At 49.4% G+C, this 19373-nt stretch carries 19 protein-coding genes; 10 read left to right on the top strand and 9 right to left on the bottom strand.

Annotated features, from left to right (window positions below; genetic code table 11):
- Positions 1 to 230: 230 nt before the first annotated feature.
- From CF168_RS03890 to CF168_RS03870, 5 genes are all read left to right on the top strand, one after another.
- The gene (locus CF168_RS03890; protein ID WP_089067039.1) at positions 231 to 1271 is read left to right on the top strand and encodes an NADP(H)-dependent aldo-keto reductase; all 1041 of its coding nucleotides are present in this window, start codon (positions 231 to 233) and stop codon (positions 1269 to 1271) included.
- Between the two features lie 188 nt (positions 1272 to 1459).
- The gene (locus CF168_RS03885) at positions 1460 to 1882 is read left to right on the top strand and encodes a VOC family protein (protein ID WP_089067038.1); all 423 of its coding nucleotides are present in this window, start codon (positions 1460 to 1462) and stop codon (positions 1880 to 1882) included.
- A 174-nt stretch (positions 1883 to 2056) separates the two neighbouring features.
- A complete protein-coding gene (locus tag CF168_RS03880; RefSeq protein ID WP_089067037.1) occupies positions 2057 to 2584 on the top strand; it encodes a CbrC family protein in 528 nt (175 codons plus the stop codon).
- A 242-nt stretch (positions 2585 to 2826) separates the two neighbouring features.
- Positions 2827 to 3075 (top strand): hypothetical protein, encoded by a 249-nt coding sequence (locus tag CF168_RS03875; protein ID WP_240520056.1) that lies wholly within the window; start codon positions 2827 to 2829, stop codon positions 3073 to 3075.
- A 57-nt stretch (positions 3076 to 3132) separates the two neighbouring features.
- A complete protein-coding gene (locus CF168_RS03870; protein WP_089067036.1) occupies positions 3133 to 5409 on the top strand; it encodes a TonB-dependent receptor in 2277 nt (758 codons plus the stop codon).
- Between the two features lie 63 nt (positions 5410 to 5472).
- Here CF168_RS03870 and dbpA read toward each other — a convergent pair whose 3' ends face one another.
- The 5 genes from dbpA to CF168_RS03845 all read right to left on the bottom strand — a co-directional run bounded on the left by dbpA (position 5473) and on the right by CF168_RS03845 (position 10404).
- Positions 5473 to 6849, bottom strand: coding sequence for an ATP-dependent RNA helicase DbpA (dbpA, locus tag CF168_RS03865; RefSeq protein ID WP_089067035.1), 1377 nt, complete (start codon positions 6847 to 6849; stop codon positions 5473 to 5475).
- A gap of 515 nt (positions 6850 to 7364) precedes the next feature.
- Entirely contained in the window at positions 7365 to 8222 is an 858-nt protein-coding gene (locus CF168_RS03860; RefSeq protein WP_089067034.1) for a pirin family protein, read from the bottom strand.
- Positions 8223 to 8801: 579 nt separating this feature from the next.
- A complete protein-coding gene (locus tag CF168_RS03855; RefSeq protein ID WP_089067033.1) occupies positions 8802 to 9212 on the bottom strand; it encodes a hypothetical protein in 411 nt (136 codons plus the stop codon).
- 104 nt (positions 9213 to 9316) lie between these two features.
- Positions 9317 to 9586: a hypothetical protein gene (locus CF168_RS03850; RefSeq protein ID WP_089067032.1), complete on the bottom strand. Its 270-nt coding sequence runs from the start codon at positions 9584 to 9586 to the stop codon at positions 9317 to 9319.
- Between the two features lie 617 nt (positions 9587 to 10203).
- Positions 10204 to 10404, bottom strand: coding sequence for a YheV family putative zinc ribbon protein (locus CF168_RS03845; RefSeq protein ID WP_011621538.1), 201 nt, complete (start codon positions 10402 to 10404; stop codon positions 10204 to 10206).
- Between the two features lie 391 nt (positions 10405 to 10795).
- Here CF168_RS03845 and CF168_RS03840 point away from each other — a divergent pair, with 391 nt between their 5' ends.
- Positions 10796 to 12709 (top strand): ABC transporter ATP-binding protein, encoded by a 1914-nt coding sequence (locus CF168_RS03840; protein WP_089067031.1) that lies wholly within the window; start codon positions 10796 to 10798, stop codon positions 12707 to 12709.
- A 35-nt stretch (positions 12710 to 12744) separates the two neighbouring features.
- A complete protein-coding gene (locus CF168_RS03835; RefSeq protein WP_089067030.1) occupies positions 12745 to 13206 on the top strand; it encodes a TIGR02444 family protein in 462 nt (153 codons plus the stop codon).
- A gap of 16 nt (positions 13207 to 13222) precedes the next feature.
- Here the strand turns inward: CF168_RS03835 and CF168_RS03830 are convergent, their stop codons facing one another.
- Genes CF168_RS03830 through CF168_RS03820 form a run of 3 tightly spaced genes read right to left on the bottom strand, consistent with a single transcriptional unit; the run spans position 13223 to position 15800 of the window.
- The gene (locus CF168_RS03830; RefSeq protein ID WP_089067029.1) at positions 13223 to 13633 is read right to left on the bottom strand and encodes a GFA family protein; all 411 of its coding nucleotides are present in this window, start codon (positions 13631 to 13633) and stop codon (positions 13223 to 13225) included.
- A 12-nt stretch (positions 13634 to 13645) separates the two neighbouring features.
- Positions 13646 to 15247: a GMC family oxidoreductase gene (locus CF168_RS03825; RefSeq protein WP_089067028.1), complete on the bottom strand. Its 1602-nt coding sequence runs from the start codon at positions 15245 to 15247 to the stop codon at positions 13646 to 13648.
- Positions 15248 to 15293: 46 nt separating this feature from the next.
- The gene (locus CF168_RS03820) at positions 15294 to 15800 is read right to left on the bottom strand and encodes a TAT leader-containing periplasmic protein (protein ID WP_089067027.1); all 507 of its coding nucleotides are present in this window, start codon (positions 15798 to 15800) and stop codon (positions 15294 to 15296) included.
- 111 nt (positions 15801 to 15911) lie between these two features.
- Between CF168_RS03820 and CF168_RS03815 the strand changes: the two genes are divergently transcribed.
- The 3 genes from CF168_RS03815 to CF168_RS03805 all read left to right on the top strand — a co-directional run bounded on the left by CF168_RS03815 (position 15912) and on the right by CF168_RS03805 (position 18126).
- Positions 15912 to 16895, top strand: a complete 984-nt coding sequence (locus tag CF168_RS03815; protein ID WP_089067026.1) for a hydrolase — start codon at positions 15912 to 15914, stop codon at positions 16893 to 16895.
- Positions 16896 to 16904: 9 nt separating this feature from the next.
- Positions 16905 to 17150: a YheU family protein gene (locus CF168_RS03810; RefSeq protein WP_011621531.1), complete on the top strand. Its 246-nt coding sequence runs from the start codon at positions 16905 to 16907 to the stop codon at positions 17148 to 17150.
- 88 nt (positions 17151 to 17238) lie between these two features.
- Positions 17239 to 18126 carry a phosphoribulokinase gene (locus CF168_RS03805; RefSeq protein WP_011071167.1) on the top strand — a complete coding sequence of 296 codons (888 nt, stop codon included), beginning with the start codon at positions 17239 to 17241 and terminating at the stop codon, positions 18124 to 18126.
- A 664-nt stretch (positions 18127 to 18790) separates the two neighbouring features.
- On the opposite strand, the gene CF168_RS03800 is transcribed toward CF168_RS03805, so the two are convergent.
- A complete protein-coding gene (locus tag CF168_RS03800; RefSeq protein WP_089068892.1) occupies positions 18791 to 19303 on the bottom strand; it encodes a GNAT family N-acetyltransferase in 513 nt (170 codons plus the stop codon).
- Between the last annotated feature and the right edge of the window lie 70 nt (positions 19304 to 19373).

The following is a 19373-nucleotide window of genomic DNA, read 5'->3' as shown; positions in this document are numbered from 1 at the left end:
TGACAAAAATCTCCCCTTTCAGCCCAAATTTTTGATAAAGGCGTAAAACACTGAGTCGGTGGCGAGTTCGTGTGCAATCCACTGTGCCAGCCCCGCAACCTTACTGCGGTTCCCGACTTTTGAGCATTGGTTATTTTTACTGCAGTAAAATGTTTGACGCCCTATTAACCTTTGCTTTACAGCAAAAGCTTGATAGCCTCGGACTAAGATAGTTTCCGTAGGAGAAATAGATGGAATACAGACGCATACCGCATTCTAATCTCGAGGTGAGCAAAATCTGTTTAGGCACTATGACTTGGGGTGAACAAAATACCCAAGCCGAGGCCTTCGCACAGCTAGACTACGCCATCGGCAGTGGCATCAACTTTATTGACACTGCGGAAATGTACCCTGTGCCGCCCAAGCCGGAAACCCAAGGGGAAACCGAGCGCATTTTGGGCCAATACATTAAAGCCCGTGGCAACCGTGATGACCTAGTGATCGCCACTAAGATTGCCGCACCGGGTGGCAAGAGTGACTATATTCGCAAAAACATGGCGCTGGACTGGAACAACATCCATCAAGCGGTCGATGCCTCACTCGAACGCCTACAAATCGATACTATCGATCTCTACCAAGTACATTGGCCGGATCGCAATACCAACTTCTTCGGGGAATTATTTTACGACGAGCAAGAGATTGAGCAGCAAACGCCAATCCTCGAAACCCTTGAAGCCCTCGCTGAAGTCATTCGCCAAGGTAAAGTGCGCTATATCGGTGTGTCGAACGAAACCCCTTGGGGACTGATGAAGTACCTGCAACTGGCGGAAAAACATGGTCTGCCGCGCATTGTGACAGTGCAAAACCCCTATAACCTGCTCAACCGCAGCTTTGAGGTCGGCATGAGTGAAATCAGCCACCGCGAAGAGTTACCACTGCTGGCCTACTCGCCCTTGGCCTTTGGTGCCTTGAGCGGCAAATATTGCAATAACCAATGGCCAGAAGGCGCGCGCTTAACCCTGTTTAAACGCTTCGCCCGTTACACAGGCTCGCAAATGGCACTCGATGCCACCGCTGCCTACGTAGACTTAGCCCGCGAGTTTAATCTCTCGCCCGCGCAAATGGCGTTAGCCTTTGTTAACTCGCGTAAATTTGTTGGCTCAAACATCATTGGCGCCACCGATTTATACCAGCTGAAAGAGAATATCGACAGCTTAAAGGTCAGCCTCTCCCCCGAGTTACTCAGCCGTCTAAATACCCTCTCAGATCAATTTAGATTGCCCTGCCCTTAGCTCTTTGCTCTAAAAAGAGAGCGCTAACAATGAGCTGTTACATTGCGTTTTTAAATAAGCCTCTAAAGTGAGTGGCCAAAGTGCCACTCACTTGAGTCACAAATTGATTGTCTATCAGAGCGGTACCCTAACCGCAGCGATAGCCATACAATAGCGGTTTATAAGGCAGCAAAAGTCGAGCACCCAAAATGAAACAGGCCATTGTCCATATCGCGCTCGTCGTAAGAGATTACGATGAGGCGATTGATTTTTATGTCAATAAACTCAAATTCGAATTGATTGAAGACAGCTATCAACCCGAGCAAGATAAGCGTTGGGTCGTGGTAGCCCCACCCAATTCCAGTGGCACCGCCTTATTGTTAGCCAAGGCCTCTAAGCCGGAGCAAGCACCTTTTATAGGTAATCAGGCTGGCGGCCGGGTGTTCCTGTTCTTAAATACCGATGATTTTTGGCGCGATTATCACTATATGCAGTCCATTGGGATCCGCTTTATTCGTAAGCCGCAGGAGCAGGATTACGGCACCGTTGCCGTGTTCGAGGACCTCTATGGCAACCGTTGGGATTTATTGCAATTAAACCCTAATCATCCCATGGCCAAAAGATGCCAATAACAGTGTAAAGACCAAGCCGATAGCCAAGTAAAAAACACAATAAGCGTTAACTAAGTGATGCTGCGAGTACCAGCAAAGTGCTTATCTCATTGAATAAACTATTGAATCAACCACGCAGCTCAATGATAATCAGCTTGGCTATTTAATCGCGTTATTCTTCACTTAGGAGTTGAAATGGATTTCCCTCAGTTTACTTATCACCCTCATCCCCTCGATACTGGCGCAGTGATCGCAAGCGATGCGACCTGCGAATGCTGCGGCCAAGCACGGGGATTTATCAGCAGCTCAGGAATGTATTGCAGGGACAATGTTGAAGCGATTTGCCCTTGGTGCGTTGCCGATGGCAGCGCCGCAGACAAATTTAATGGCCATTTTGTCGACGATTATCCGCTACTCGACGCGGGGCTGGATCTCGCCATCGTGAAGGAAGTGGCGGAAAGAACGCCGGGGTATGTCTCATGGCAACAGGAAGTCTGGCAATCCCACTGTAATGATGCCTGCGAGTTTCATGGCGATGCCGAACTCACTGATTTACAAGCCTTGCAGGGCGAAGCATTGGAAGGATTTTTATCAGAGCACATGCTCGACTCGGGCTTTTGGCAAAAAATCTTGAGTGGTTATCGAAAAGGTGGCAATCCGGCCATCTACAAGTTTAAGTGCCGCCACTGCCAGCAAGCGATTTTTACCTTAGATTGCCACTGAACCAGTTTTATAACTAAAAGTTAACTAGACTCGGTCAATGTAAATCAATTAAGGTCAGTCTGTGGATTAGATAAGGCTAAAGCGAATTGGCTTACATCAGCGACTCAGGTTGCCTGACGCAGGCGCAAGCTTTAGCTTATTTCAACAGGGATATGCGCTTCCCGATAAGACTAACGGCTGAACCTTAACCAATAACAATAATGGCTTATCATCAATTTCGGACTCATAAAAAGTGGCCTTGGTTGCTGCTCAGTGTATGGCTACTGGTTACCCAGTGCTTTGCGCTGACCCATTACACCGAACACAGTCTGGAACATGAACACACCCATTGTATTGTCTGCGATTTTGGCCATGATACCAGTGCAAGTCCGGCATCTATGCCCGTGCTACCGCTGGATTTGCAACACGCCGATCATCGCGCCACTGCCACCTATCAAGCCCCCAGCTTAGCCCACATTCGCCATGTTGATGCGCGCGCCCCTCCCTTTTAGAAAGCAAATTCAAAAACTTAAAAATTAATTTTTTGCTTATCTACAAGGAAAGGCACAATGAAACTTGCACTATCTTCAATAGCGCTTGCGGTCGCGAGCGTGTGTTCATCGGCTATGGCCGCAGAGCTTCAAGGCCAAGTCACTGATCAACAAGGTAACGCGCTCGCCAATGCCCGCGTCAGTGTTGACGGCGGTAACAGCACGACCACGGATGCCCAAGGCCAGTATCAACTCAAGATTGCCGATAATAGTCACCTGCATCTACATGTGAGCCATGCGAATTTTAAACATAGCGATCAAGAGATTAGCTCAACGACGGCGGTACTTATTCAAGATGTGGCGCTGAGCCAAACCCCGATGGAAAATATCGTGGTAACCGCATCGCCCCTCGCCCGTTCGGCCCTCGAAAGCACCACGCCCATCAGCGTGTTGACCGAGGATCAACTCAAGCTCAACACCGAACCCACCTTGGGCGACACCTTAGAAAAACTCCCCGGCGTACAGGCCTCTCACTTTGGTGCGGGCGCCAGTCGGCCGATTATCCGCGGCATGGGTGGCCCCAGAGTACAAGTGCTTGAAAATGGCCTGTCAGTTGGCGATGCCTCTACCGTATCGGCGGACCATGCCGTGACCTCCGAGGCCACCTCGGCGCAGCAGATTGAAATTCTTCGCGGTCCGGGCACCCTACTCTATGGCAATGGCGCCATCGGCGGTGTCGTCAATGTGGTCGATACCCGCTATAGCGAAACCCCAGTCGATGAAGTGACTGGGCACTTTGGCGCTCGCTATGACAGCGCCAATAATGGCCAAACCTATAATGGCGAACTCAACGGCGGTAATGGGCAGTTTAACTGGCATCTGGATGGCACCCACAGAAAAACCGAAGATGTCGATATTCCCGGTAATGCCATTGCCGATATGCCGAGCACCCACGGCACCTTAGCCAATAGCCAACTCAAACTCGATGATTACGCCGCAGGCGTTGGTTATACGGGAGATTCGGGTTTTGTTAGCGTCTCCGGCGCGCGCACCGAATCCAACTACGGCATCCCCAGCCGTGGTGAGGCCGATGCTCCCAATATCACCATCGACTTACAGAAAACCGCTTGGCAATTACATAGCGGGCTACTCGACCCCTTTGCTGGTTTTAGTAAGTTAAAATTCGACGCAGCCTATAGCGATTATCAACACGCAGAGGAAGAAGATGGCGTTGCTGGCACCACCTTTTTCAACAAGCAGAGCGAAGCACGTTTAAGCCTAAACAATCATCCTTGGGGCGAATGGCAAGGCACTCTGGGGCTGCATGCGGTGCACCGCGACTTTGCGGTAGAAGGCGACGAAGCACTGACTCCCGACAGTAAAACGGACACTCTCGCCGCCTTTATCGTGCAAGAACGTAAGCTGGGGGATTTTCGCTTTGAACTCGGCGGTCGCCTCGAGCATTACCGCCTCGCGCCCGATAGTATGCAGCTCGACACGCTTAATGGTGAACAAGAGTATCAACCTAATGATTTAACTGATAATAATGTGACGTTGTCGGCGGGCGTAGTGTGGGACTTCGCCCCTTCCTATAATCTTGGCCTATCACTCACCCGCGCCGAACGCTCGGCCACTGCCGAAGAGCTTTACAGCTACGGGCCACACGATGCCACTCAAAGCTTTGAGTTAGGGTCGCAATTTAGCCTAGAGAATGGCCAAATTGTCGCCAACAGCGGCAGTAACGATAAGGAAGTCGCCAACAATATCGACCTCACGCTGCGTAAGCTGGACGGCGCATGGACAGGTTCACTCAGCTTCGCCTATAACCGAGTCAATAACTTCTACTATGAGCGCAACACTGGACTGATTGCCTCGGATCTGGTCAACAGCGATGAAGAGGGCGACATGCCGGTTTATCAATATACTCAAGACGATGCGGATCTTTACTCCATCGAGGCGCAGGCAACGATTCCATTTAATGATCTCTGGTCACTCGGGCTCTTTAGCGATTACACCCGCGGCAAACTCGTTGATGGCGGTAACTTACCGCAAATATCGCCAATGCGTGTCGGCTCGACAGTAAACTTCGATCTGCAGCAGTGGCACGCAGAGTTAGGCGCCATTGGCTATGCCCGCCAAACCGACACCGCCGACAATGAGACCGAAACCGCAGGCTATGCCCTAGTGAACGCCGCCGCAACTTATCGCTGGTATACCTCAAGCGGCGATATTTTGGTTTATCTCAAAGGCACCAACCTGCTCAATCAGGAGGCCCGCCCTCATACTTCCCTACTCAAGGATTATGCGCCGTTAATGGGGCGCAACCTGATGCTGGGCGTCACCTATAACTTCTAGCCCTAGGCCATAAAGCAACAAGCGAAGCCATTTGGCTTCGCTTTTTAATCACTTAACTGCGGGTTATTTCATTAACCACGCGCGGTAGGACTTGCCTTTAATGCGGCCGCTGGTGATTTTACTCAGCGCCTTTTTAGCGACTTTACGATTCACCGCCACATAGGCGCGATAATCGGTCACAAGGATTTTGCCGACCTGCGAGCCTTCGATACCATTCTCCCCAGTGAGGGCGCCGAGGATATCGCCGGGGCGAAGCTTCTCTTTTTTACCGCCATCGATTTGCAGGGTGATCATGGTTGGCGCATTGGGCGCAGTACCCAGCAAACTTAATGATGGTAAGGCTTCGCTCTGAATATCTCGCTCTAAGTACTCTTCTAATAACGCAATTTTGTAGCCATCTTGATCGTTAAAGAAGGTAAAAGCCGCGCCCTTACTGCCCGCACGGCCGGTACGGCCAATACGGTGAATATGCACTTCGGTATCATAGGCCACATGGTAGTTAAATACCGCGTCCAGTGCGTCGATATCGAGGCCACGGGCAGCCACATCGGTTGCGACCAACACACAGGCACTCTTGTTAGCAAATTGCAGCAGGGTTTCATCCCGGTCACGCTGCTCTAAATCGCCGTGCAGGGCGATAACGCTAAAGCCTGCATCGCTCAGTTCATCGGCCACTTTTTGGGTTTCGCGCTTGGTATTACAAAACACCACCGCACTCTCTGGCTTACGATCCAGCAGCAATAATTGCAGCGCCTGCATGCGCGCCTTGTCGTCATCCAAGTGGTAGAAATGCTGCTCAATGGTGCTCTTTTCGTGGGTTACGGCCACTTTCACCATCACAGGGTCGTACATAATTTGCTTGGCAATCGACTGAATCTGCTCGGGGAAGGTTGCACTAAACAGCAGGGTTTGGCGCTCGCGTGGCGACTGCTCGATAATCGCATCGAGCTGGGGTTGGAAGCCCATTTCTAACATACGGTCGGCTTCGTCCAGTACGAGCATATTGAGGTTACTTAGGTCTAAACGGTTCCGCTCTAAGTGGTCAACAATCCGCCCCGGCGTACCGACGATAATGTGGGCGCCATGCTCGAGCGAACCGATTTGCGGCCCCATAGGCACGCCGCCGCAGAGGGTGAGCACTTTTACGTTGTGGATACCACGCGCCAGTGTGCGGATCTCCTGCGCCACTTGGTCGGCCAGTTCACGGGTCGGACACAGCACTAAGGTTTGAATGCGAAAACGCTTCACATCTAACTTGTTCAGCAGACCTAGCCCGAAGGCCGCCGTTTTACCCGACCCCGTCTTACCCTGACCAATCACATCCTCGCCCGCTAAAATGGCTGGCAGACTCTGCGCCTGAATTGGCGTCATTTCGTGATAGCCCATAGTGGTAAGGTTCTCAAGCAGTTCGGGTTTTAGCTTAAGAGTCGAGAAAGCCATTGAAGGCTGAGTGTCTGAATTGCTCAAGGCGAATATCCTGTGGTGGGTAACCCGCGCTGGCTTAAACTCAGGCAAGTCACTGAAATTGCATTGTGTTACTGATTAAATACGCTTATCGCTTTGGGGCGTTTAGCCATTTGCTAGGCCTTTATTTCTGGCGGTTAACCTTAGCTAAAGTCTTTAACTTAGCCCTTTAAACTAGCCCTTTAAACTAGCCCTTTAAATAGGCCATGCCAGTCACGCTATAAGGCTAAGTCGGCAACTTGCCGTGCTCAGTTTTATCCGCACCATCCAAAGCTCGGCTATTGTAGCAATAAAGCGCGCTCTTTTCCTGATGTCTTTCGCTTAACTACCCAAGTAAGCTTAATTGCCTGCGTTGAAGTCTCTGATAGATAAGAAGCGCGCTAACAAAAAGCCCTGCGTTGGCAGGGCTTAGTGGATGTGACTTACGGAAAAACAAGCTTTGTAATAGCGGTGTTTTCAAGTCAGGAGTCAAGATTTAACCCAATCGAGACTTAGGCGATACTGCCAAAGCGGCCCTCTTGATAATCGCGAATCGCCTGCTGAATTTCCGCTTGGGTGTTCATCACAAACGGCCCCATTTGGACGATTTTTTCGCGGATCGGTTTACCCACAAACACTAGCATGCCCGCACCGCGTTCATCGGCCTTGAGCTGCAATGGCGTTTGGCTATCGAGCACTAAAAACTGGCCTTCATTGAATGACCACTGTGAGCCTTCGCCCTTACTCAAGCCACCTTGGTAAAGATAGAGGGCGGCAAACTCATGCTTAGATAAATCGAGCTGCGCCTCACCATTGGCGTTAATCATCAAGTCGGCAATCGCCGCCTCGCCCGCTAATCCTTGAATGGTGGCACTGATCGCGCTCTTACCCGCAAAAGCCCAATCCCCCGCCAAGGCTTTAAGGGTGGCGCCCGTGTCGTTCTTGGTTTCAACGCTAGGGGTTGAAGCCGTATCCTGATACGTCGCGGGGCGCAGTTTGTCCTTAGCAGGCATATTGACCCAAATTTGGAAGCCATGCAGACCATTAAGCGCATCGGCCAGCGGCATTTCGGAATGCACCACACCGTAACCCGTGCTCATCCACTGCACATCGCCAGCACGAATCGCTTTGACGTTACCCATCTGATCGCGATGCTCAAAGCCACCCTTACGGATGTAGGTAAAGGTCTCCATTCCACGGTGCGGATGCGGCGGAAAGCCACCAATAAAATCCTGTTTATCATCGGATTTAATCTCATCCATCATCAAAAACGGATCAAAATGGGTCGTGATAAAGTCCGCCACACGACGAATATTCACCCCGTCGCCATCCATCGCAGGTTTAGCAGAAAACTGACCTAAGACTTTCATTTTATGCTCCTAACTCGTAAGGCATTAGCCCGTGCACTCACGATCACTTGATGTTAGAAGTGACTGCGTGAAACAGTGGCAATGCTGATGGAGGCAGAATAACAAGGAAATTTGCAAAAGAATAACGCGAAATCACGGTCTAAACATTCGAAAAAATGGAACGGTAGCTTGCTGATAACCACTCATGCAGGCTTGCCATGATGTTCACTCACCGACACGGTGAATGGAAACCTAGGGTTGCTGAACCTATGAACGAGAGCTATGGATGGCGAACTGGCCTTTAAGCAAGGAGGTTGTTCAAGTCAGACCGTGAATGCAGGGCCGCCCAGTCTGATGTGAATGGATTCACGAATGCCGCGATGGCATGGATGCAAAAAAGTGGCCATGGGGCGGACGGTCGTCTCGCTAATTACCATGGCTCACCTTTGACATTAGCGTAACTTGTAAATTTAACGCTGCCTAAGGTGCTGGCAACGCATACAACTAAACTCAAACACAACAACCGAAACCACCGCGGCTCAATGGGACTGGAAACGCCACGCGTTGACAGTCCCTCTTGAGGCGTTTGTTAGGTGCGTTCTAATTGGGCATATTGAACTTAAATGATAAAGTTTCCCTAGCTAATGCAGAAAAAGCATGAATTATTTTGGTTCTATTGTTCATTTTTGAATATTTAGTGAACTCTATCTTTGCAAGCACACCTTCAGCCCATTCTAATAAACCAGACTCGATAGCATCAAAAAAGAACTCATGCGCCAATTTGTTTCGAATCGAGTTTATTTCGAGCAACATCTGTGAGCAAATTTGACACTCTTCGTTCTGAGATAACTTGTTGGCTTTTCCATAGAAGCTTAACTTATCACCATATAATTCAGTTAAGGCTACATCTAGAATCAAATGCCCTTTAAGAAGAATGAGCTCTTGCTCCCGAACGGTCTCCAACCGATTCCATACGCCAAACTCAAATAAAGGCAAGATTTCTTTCTTCATTCTCATTTATCCCATAAGCACCTAACGCCCAAATTTAGCGCGGAAAGCCGCGCAGCGGGTTGACGTCACAGCCAGCGTATTTTGCTGGCGATAAAATTTGTTTGTTATGCCTTTTCCACAATGTGGATATTTAGCGATTTCATATCAGAAGTACCAGTAATGGAAACCAACGGCCTTCCACATGAACATTTCGCATTTCCAGCTAGCTGGTTCAGGAAAGGGCCATCGACATTCAAATTAACTAAGACGGATCCAGAGTGACAGGGGCTTACCTCTTGAAAGTTATCAGTGCCTATATGGCTCACGAGCACTTCTTCAAGCTCTACGATTAATTCTTTGTCAATATGGCCTGTTACTTCATAACTGAATTCCATGGGATCTCCTTAAGGCACAACATTTTATTCGTGCGCATGCGTGTTTTCCTCGTTGGACCAGTAAAAACGCGCACAGTTAACTATCTGTATGCAAAGAAGTTATCAGCTTTCTGCCGAATTCACCATCTAGAAAAACGCACCTGCGTGTTTCCCAAATCTATGACATAAGTGTTGCGTCATATATCTATCTGATTTTTTAATAACTTTAAATTATGTATATTGTTATGGCGCGCACGGATATTGTTTTAAACACACTTAATAACAAACGTTTTAGGATATGACTTTATACCTATCCAGATTTGGGCTGTTGATGCGAAGCGAGAAAAATGGGGGCTAATAGATGAGATTTTGTAGGTCAACTCGTTCGTAAAATCCCAAATGAATAAACTAGTGATAGCAAGTTTTGGGCAAATAGCTTTTAGTAGAACGAGCAGCGAGAAGGCTAGTTAGCATTGGCAATTTTTACGGAAGTGACCGTCGGTGACATGGATGCCACCGTCGAGCCCTCAAGGATGAGTTTATGGCGTGTCACTGGAGTAATATTGCCAATCGACACTGCACACTGATGAATTTTTTAGACTCTAGCTTTAAAACTAACAAGCAAAGCAAAACCAAGCCTAGTCAGGCTTAAACACCCCAATCACGGCACCTGTGGCTTTTTCGGTGACTTTGACATCGGTTTGTTGTTCGCGGTAATCACAGTCGGTGCATTCTACGGTTTCGATACCGTTTTCTTTAAACAGTAGAATGCTGTCCTTGGCGCCACATTTTGGGCATTTTGCGCCAGCTACGAAGCGCTTTTTGATTTTGGTTGTCATGCTAATACCTTTAATGCACAGACCAGCTCAGTTGGATCAGAAGATGACTCCGCTTCGCTTGAGAAACCCAAAGCGTGAGCCTGAAATTGGCCGCTATTTTGCCACAGTGCCCAGCTATTGCCAGCCTTTAAACCAAGTTGTGATGCCATAAGATATGAGCAGGCGTTAGCATCTTGCGGGATTCACTCAAGAAGGATTTGCCAAATCGGCCGTGCACTCGCTTTGCCTCTCATCCTAAGAACGCCCTAAAAGCCGCCGCAACATTCGCCAAAAAGATGCTGTAAAAAGTGTAAGAAATCCTCAGCAACTCGGCCTAAGTTGTGGTTTGCCATCAGCTTGTACGTTATCATCACAGCCCTTACTCATTCATGATATGACCAAGTTGTAGTTAATGATCAGCATCAACCAAGCGCAATTAATCCGTGGCAGCAAAACCCTGCTCGACGAAGCCTCTTTGACCATCTATCCCGGCCATAAGGTCGGCCTAGTCGGCGCCAATGGCACGGGTAAGTCCTCACTGCTGGCATTAATTATGGGTCACCTGAGCTTAGACAAAGGCGAGTTTAGTATGCCTTCGGGTTGGCAAATCGCCACCGTAGCTCAAGAAACGCCCGCGCTGGAAGTCTCTGCACTTGAGTATGTGCTTGATGGTGATAAAGAATATCGCCAGCTTGAGGCCGACTTGCATATCGCGCAAGAACACAATGATGGCCACGCCATTGCCACCTTGCACGGTAAAATCGACGCCATTGGCGGCTACGCCATTCGCGCCCGCGCAGGAGCCTTGCTGGCAGGTTTAGGCTTTAGCGAAGCCGAGCAAAATAACCCTGTGAAAAGCTTTTCGGGTGGTTGGCGGATGCGCCTCAACCTTGCCCAAGCACTGCTGTGCCGCTCCGACTTACTGCTGCTCGACGAACCGACCAACCACTTAGACTTAGATACCATGTACTGGCTCGAAGGGTGGATTAAGTCCTATCAAGGCACGCTGATTTTAATCAGCCACGATAGGGATTTTATCGACGAGATTGTCGATGAAATCGTCCATGTCGAGAATCAAAAACTCAATTATTACAAAGGCAACTACAGTGCCTTTGAGCGCATCCGTGCCGAACGTATGGCGCAGCAACAGGTCGCCTATGAGCGCCAGCAAAAAGAACGGGCGCACATGCAGTCCTTCGTTGACCGCTTCCGCTACAAGGCCAGTAAAGCCAAGCAAGCGCAGAGCCGCTTAAAGGCGCTGGAGCGGATGACTGAGCTGTTGCCATCCCAGGCCGATAGCCCGTTTTATATGGAGTTTCGCTCGCCAGAAGCCCTACCCAATCCATTGATTAAAATGGAGCAAGTGGCGGTAGGTTATGGCGATAAGCAAATCCTCAGCAAAGTGCATTTGAACTTAGTCCCCGGCGCCCGTATTGGCCTCTTAGGCCGCAACGGCGCGGGTAAATCGACATTAATCAAACTGTTATCGGGACAACTGTCACCGATGACCGGATTGTATGAGCCCAATCCCGGCCTGAATATCGGTTACTTTGCCCAGCATCAAATCGAATTTTTACGCTTAGACGATACGCCGCTGCAACATCTGGTGCGCCTCGCGCCAAATGCCCGTGAGCAGGAATTACGTAACTTCCTCGGTGGTTTTGGCTTCCATGGCGATATGGCGCTCTCGCCGGTGCGCCCGTTCTCGGGTGGCGAGAAAGCGCGTTTAGTATTGGCCTTATTAGTGTGGCAGCGCCCTAACCTATTACTGCTCGACGAACCAACCAACCACTTAGATCTAGAGATGCGCCATGCGCTTACTATGGCATTGCAAACCTTTGAAGGCGCAATGGTTATCGTATCGCACGACCGTCACTTACTGCGCTTAACCTGTAGCGATTACTATCTGGTTGACCAAGGCCAAGTGCAGGCCTTCGATGGTGATTTAGAGGATTACCACCAATGGTTACTCGATGCCGCTAAGGCCGCCAGTGCGAATTCCACCGTTAACGGTGACGATGCAAAACCCGCCGTCGATAAGAAACAGCAAAAGCGGTTAGAGGCAGAGCTACGCCAAAAGGTGTCGCCACTTAAACGTAAGCAGGCGAAGCTTGAAACCGATCAGCAAAAGCTCAGTGAACGCCTCGCCGAGTTGGAGCATCTACTGGCCGATAGCGAGCTTTACGATCAGGACAATAAAGCCAAACTCACGTCGGTACTCAGTGAGCGCACCAGCTTGACACAAACGCTGGAAGAAAGTGAAATGCAATGGCTTGAGCTGCAAGAAGAAATTGATTCAATGGAACTTGAGCTGATGGGCCAGTAATTGGCTCTTAATCGCCTAACGTACAAGGAAACAGTATGTCGGATGCAACCCCGTTAGACAGTCAAATTTGGCATTGGTGTGATATGAGCTACGGGCAAAATAAGCAGCTTTGCCTCGAGCTACAGGATAACTGCCAAGTGAATGTGAATCTCTTACTGCTGGCGCAGTATTTAGATCTCACCAGTGATGTGGCGGGCCCACGGGAATATTCGGCCGAGCAGTGGCAGCAGCTAGTGAATGCGGTTTGGGATTGGGATGAAAAGTTTCTCACGCCCTATCGCCGTCTGCGCCGCCTCGCCAAGGCAAGCCTGAATGAGGAAGAGTATCAGCAGATGCTCGATGTTGAGCTGATGATGGAACGTAAGGCGCAGCGCACGATTCTAAATGCCGTCAATGGGTTATCGCCAACTGGCGCACAAACCAATCTGGTGAGTTACCTGACCCTGTTTGGCCTATCCGCAGCCGATGTAAATTCGCTGAATTTTATCGCGCCTTAATAGACCAAACCTTATCTTACTTAGTCCGAGCCTGAGGATAACGCTGGCAGTAATCCTCAATATTGAGCCAACTTGGTTGCTCATCGGTATAAATATGGTAATTAGGCTGCACCAGTTCAGGATCATCTAAGCTTGCAATTGTCAGGGTGAGATAGTCGGGATACTCAGTGTGCCTGTAGGTCAGCGAGCAGCCGCAATGGGCACAAAAACCGCGTCTCACGTATTCTGATGAAGCAAACTCTGTCACTCGCCCCTTAACCCAAGTCACCTGATGCAGCTTAAAATCCATCCAGGCGCCAAACACGGCACCAATGCTTTTTTGGCACATGCGACAATGGCAATAATCGGCATCGAAGGGCTTGCCCTCAATCCGATAACGAATCGCCCCACATAAACAGCCGCCCTCCAAGGATGCTATAGATTGCATACAGGCTCCACGCTATTGCGGCTCTCGGCCATCGGTCAGCTTTTGCGCCAATGCGGTGGCATTGCGCGCGGTAATGCCATAAATCGACAGCTGCGGATTGGCCCCGAGGCTGGTCGGGAAGATAGAACCGTCCATCACCGACAGATTATCCAGATAATGTGACTGACCATAGCTATTCACCATAGAGAGCTTTTCATCCTCACCAAAGGGGCAACCGCCCATCACGTGCGCCGAGGCGACGATTGTCCGCAGCGGCGCTAAATCCATTTGCGCAATGCTCTCTTTAGCCTCCTTCCATGATGACAGATACGGCATGCCATCACTGATGGGCAGTACTTTTAATGCTCCCGCCGAGAATTGCAATTCGGCCATGCTGGCATACGCCCGCCGCGCCGCACGCCAAAAGGCCTCGGTGAGCGGATAATCCAAGGCAAAGCCCATCGAGGTGAGATGCACTTGCCCACCTTGGCTATCGGGATGATAGCCATCGCGGATCAAGGCGATAGTGACCTGTAGCTGATTAAATTGCGCCATCAATTCGGCGTGGCTGGCGCCGTAACCTAAGGTTTTAGAGGCGATCAAAATCGGATGCACAGGCGGCACCTCAAGCTTGTAGCCTAACTCGCCATCGGCACCGTTTTTCCAAACAAATTCATCGGAATAGATAGATTGTGGTGCACCGCTGTGGGCATTAATCGCATCGGCAAAGATGCCCCCCGAGAGCACTGTAGGATGTAAAAAGGTACGCTTGCCCAACAGCTGATAGGGATCGGGCACCTCGGAGCGCATCATTAAGGTCGGCGTGTGGATAGCGCCTGCGCTTAAAATATAGTGTTTGGCTTTGAATAACAGCTCGACCGACGTCGGCCGTAAATTAACATCGAGCGCCTGCGCCTTGAGGGCAAACACTTGGCCATTATGATGTTCAATCTTAACGACTTTGGCACGGCTAAAAAGCTGCGCGCCCTTCTCTAATGCAGTCGGAATCGTAGTCACTAACATCGACTGCTTGGCATTAACTGGGCAACCCATGCCGCAATAACCAGTATTCCAGCAGCCCGCCACGTTACGCTTAATGACGGTGTAATCCCAACCTAAGTTGATGCAGCCTTGCTTAAGCGCGCCATTATTGCGGTTAGGTTCATAATTCCATTCGTGAATATTGAGCCGCTGCTCCATCTGCTCGAACCAAGGGGCCAGAGCGTCGGGGTCGAGACCCGCAACGGATTTATGCTGCGCCCAAAAGGCTAAGGCTTCCTTCGGGGTACGAATCGAGGTGGTCCAATTGATGGTGGTCGAGCCGCCCACGGCACGACCTTGAAAAATACCAATCGCCTTATCGGCGGTTTTCATCGCGGCCGCCTGTTGATACAAATTAGGGTAAGCGACCCGCTCCTCCATATTAAAGTCGCTGGAGGATTTAAGCGGCCCCGCTTCAATCATGATCACACTGAGTCCAGCTTGGCTGAGGATCTCCGCCGCCACACCGCCGCCTGCGCCCGTGCCCACAATCACCACATCGGCTTCAAATTGCTGGTTCTCTTGCAGTTGACTGGCGTCGGTATGTAACCATCCGGAATTTAAGCCTGTCACTATGGGATCTATGATTGCCACTTGGAATACTCCATTCTTACATTATTGTTATTATTATAAATTCAGCCTATTTGAACAATTCAGGCTTGGCGTAGTGAAGTCGGCTCCAATGCTCGGGACAGGCGTAATAACTGGCCATCACTAATTCCCGCAGGCCTAAATAAGCCGTTTGCAATAACGCAAAGTAGCTGTGGCGCCAAGTTTCCAACATTTGCGTTAAGTCGCTGGGTGAACGCATCAAGAGTGGCGTCATACTTGAGGTAAGAAGCAGTAAACCGAGACGATTTTCCAGCATATCCAGCAGTTCGAACAGCTCTGCCTGCTGCTCGTCGGGCAAGACATCAATCGAATGCTTAATGGCATCTAAGGTACGATTCTGCGCCGCCAACTTATGGGTTGCCACATCGGGCAAGGCCCCATCGAGCATCACAGGTAGCAACACTCCGAATAACAAACGATAGTCTTTTCCTTCGCCTTCATCGGGGAGGCTGAATTCGGGAGAGTAGAGATTTACCCCCAAGGCAATCGCCGCCGTACCGGCAAACGCGCCCAGTAAAAAGGTACGTCTATTCATCTATGTCTCCCCAAGACGCTAAGTGTTAAATTATTGTGCTACAATGACCGCGAATCTAAATTAAACACACGTTTTAATTTTCAGCAATAGTTGATATCAAGATAAGATCCCATGCCAAACGTTTTTAATCCGCCTTGGTGGGCCAAAAGTCCCCATGTACAAACTATTCTGCCCGTTTTCACTAAAGTGGCCAAACCTGTGCTTGAGCGACAACGACTCGAGCTTCCCGACGGCGATTTTATCGATTTAGATTGGCAAGCAAAGCCCCAAGTCGGCAAACCCATTGTGGTCATCATTCATGGGTTAGAGGGCAGTGCCCAGTCCCATTATGCCAGACGCATTCTGCAAGCCTGTAAAGAGCAAGGATTAGCGGCTGTGGTTCACCACCACAGAAGCTGCTCAGGGGAAACCAATCGCCTCGCCCGTAGCTACCACAGTGGCGATACCGACGACCTGCAGTTTAGCCTAAGCCAGCTACAACAAACGTACCCGCAATCACCTTTATTAGCAGTGGGTTACAGCTTAGGCGGCAATGTGCTGACCAAATATCAAGGCGAATATCAAGAGCATAGCCTGTTGAGTCGCGCCGTGGTTGTGTCGGCGCCGCTGCAATTATCGGCCTGTGCCAAACGCTTAGAAAATGGTTTTTCCAAGGTTTATCAAAGCCATTTAATCAAACAGTTACAACATAAGGTCAATCAAAAGCTTGCTGACCCCGATCTTGCAGGCGTGATGGCATTGAGCCCTATGCAAGTTGCTAATCTCAATACTTTTTATGACTTTGACGATAAAGTCACCGCACCACTCCATGGATTTTTGGGCGTTGAAGATTACTACGCCCGCGCCAGTGGTCTCCCCTTTATCAAGTGCATCACTAAGCCAACGCTGATATTACACGCCAAGGACGATCCCTTTATGACGGATGCTGTTATCCCACATCCCAACCAGCTTTCCGAGCATGTGGAATATGAGTTACACGCCCATGGCGGCCATGTCGGTTTTATTGAGGGCGGTACACCTTGGAAGCCGCTCTATTATCTAGAGCGGCGCATTTTAGACTTTTTACTCGCCAATGATGCTTCATCGGCACCTTAAGGAACCCTAATGCTTATCCCCTACGATGCTTTACTCCAGCTTCCCAAAGAGACGTTAGCCAATTTGATCCGCGAATATCTGTTAGGCCAAGTGGAGGATGGTAGTTTTACTAGCCTAGATGAGCAAGAACTATCAGCCGCAATAGTGCAATGCCAACAAGCACTTAAACAAGGCAAACTCGTCTTGGAATACAGCGAGGACGATGAATCCTTTGCCATTCGCCACGCCGACCAAGTGGCAAAACGGCAAGATTGACCACCAGTATCCCTGTGCCGTATAAATAGCTTATACGGTTTATCGCTCCCAATGAGCGGCTCTTTAGGTTCCTAGCTAGGTAGAAAAAATGTCAGCAAAACATCCGATTATTGCAGTTACAGGCTCATCCGGCGCAGGAACCACCACAACTACAACCGCCTTTAGCCATATCTTTCGCCAGCTAGGGATTAATGCCGCCTTTGTTGAAGGCGATAGTTTTCATCACTATACCCGCGCAGAGATGGAAGTGATGATCCGTAAATCCCAGGCTGAGAATCGCAATCTGAGTTACTTTGGCCCCGAGGCCAATAACTTTGCCCGCCTAGAGCAATGCTTTCGCGATTACGGCGCCACGGGCCAAGGCGAAACCCGCAGCTATTTACATACCTTCGATGAGGCTGTGCCTTTTAACCAAATGCCGGGCACCTTCACTCAATGGCGTCCACTGCCTGAAAACACCGATATGTTGTATTACGAAGGCTTACATGGTGGCGTAGTCACGGGCGATGCCAACGTGGCCCAGCATGTGGATTTACTGATCGGCATGGTGCCTATCGTTAACTTAGAGTGGATCCAAAAGATCATTCGTGACACCTCGGAGCGAGGTCATAGCCGCGAAAAAGTCATGGGCTCAATCGTGCGCAGCATGGACGATTATATTAAGCATATGACGCCACAGTTTTCCCGTACCCATATCAACTTCCAACGGGTGCCGACGGTAGATACCTCTAACCCTTTTAGCGCCAAAGATATTCCAAGCCTAGATGAAAGCTTTGTGGTGATCCGTTTTCGCGGCATCAACAACGTCGACTTCCCCTATTATTTGAGCATGATCCAAGGCTCCTTTATGTCACGGGTCAACACTTTAGTGGTGCCGGGCGGCAAAATGTCCCTCGCAATGGAGCTGATCCTCACACCCTTGATTAAAGATTTAATGGAAAAACGCCAGCAGCTTAATAGCCCGCAGGCGAACTGAGATAGAGTTAACGTTTGACTAAAGGCTAATGAAATAAAGCCTTTTTGAGCAATAGATTAAGCTTGATTTAAGCCATTGAAGTTAATCTTGTTGGCATCGGGATTTCAGGCGAAAGAACGATAGTTGGCATACTCTTGGGAGTTAATTCCCCCATCTTGATCTGTTGATTCCCTTGGGTGTGCCAACAACCCTTCAAAACAAGTATTAGAAGTGAATTCCACATCCATGCTTGATCTGTTGATTCCCTTGGGTGTGCCAACAACCCTTCAAAACAAGTATTAGAAGTTAATTCCACATCCACGCTTGATCTATCTTGATCTGTTGATTCCCTTGGGTGTGCCAACAACCCCATCTTGCGTTAAGTCTTAGCTGTTAATTCCACATCCACGCTTGATCTGTTGATTCCCTTGAGTATGTCAGCAACCCCATATTGCGTTAAGTCTTAGCAGTTAATTCCACCTAAATGCTTGATCTGTTGATTCCCTCAAGTATGTCAGCAACCCCATCAAAGCTTTTAGTCGTAGTAGTTAATTCCACATCCATGCTTGATCTATTGATTCCCTTGGGTGTGCCAGCAACCCATCTTGCATTAAGTCTAAGCAGTTCATTCAACTTCAATAATCCTTCGAAGCTTTATCACCCCAGATTTTCAATCTGTGCCCAGTTAACTGCGAGCTGTTAAGCGCCCTAAGTTTTTGTACATCACTCGACAATCCAAGGCGATACCGCGGGGTGAGCAATAGACGGCGTCTTCCTCTAGGCCTTCACCACCAAAACCACAGCGGCGATAAAATTCGACCGCATTTAAGGTCGACTCTAATCGCAATTGGGCAAGGCCGAGATTAAACGCTTTTGTTTCAATAAATTGCAGTAACGACTTACCAACACCTAAGCCCATCGCCTCGGGAGAGACAAACAGCGCCTCAACTTGAGCATAGGGTTCATCCAACATGATGGTGCCCACCACAGCCGGTTCTTGGGTTGTTTCATTAAGGATTTCAGCCACATAAAAATGTGCGCCCACCATACGACGAAAAGATTCAGTCAATTCACCCTGAGTCCAAATCTGTAAGTCATCTTGAGAATAAAATCCGGCGCAGCCTTTATTAATCGCCGCATTGCGGATATCCCAGCAGGCCTTGGCATCTAATTGCGTCGCCTTACGTATCCTTAGCATAGTCATCCCGATAAATTGCCCTAGCCCTAGCTATGGCCATAACCATAGCCAACCGCTAATACGCTGAATC

The sequence above is a fragment of the Shewanella bicestrii genome, assembly GCF_002216875.1.
GTDB classification, from domain to species: domain Bacteria; phylum Pseudomonadota; class Gammaproteobacteria; order Enterobacterales; family Shewanellaceae; genus Shewanella; species Shewanella seohaensis.
The sequence above is the reverse complement of the archived record's forward strand: the minus strand, read 5'-3'. Positions and strand labels throughout refer to the sequence as shown.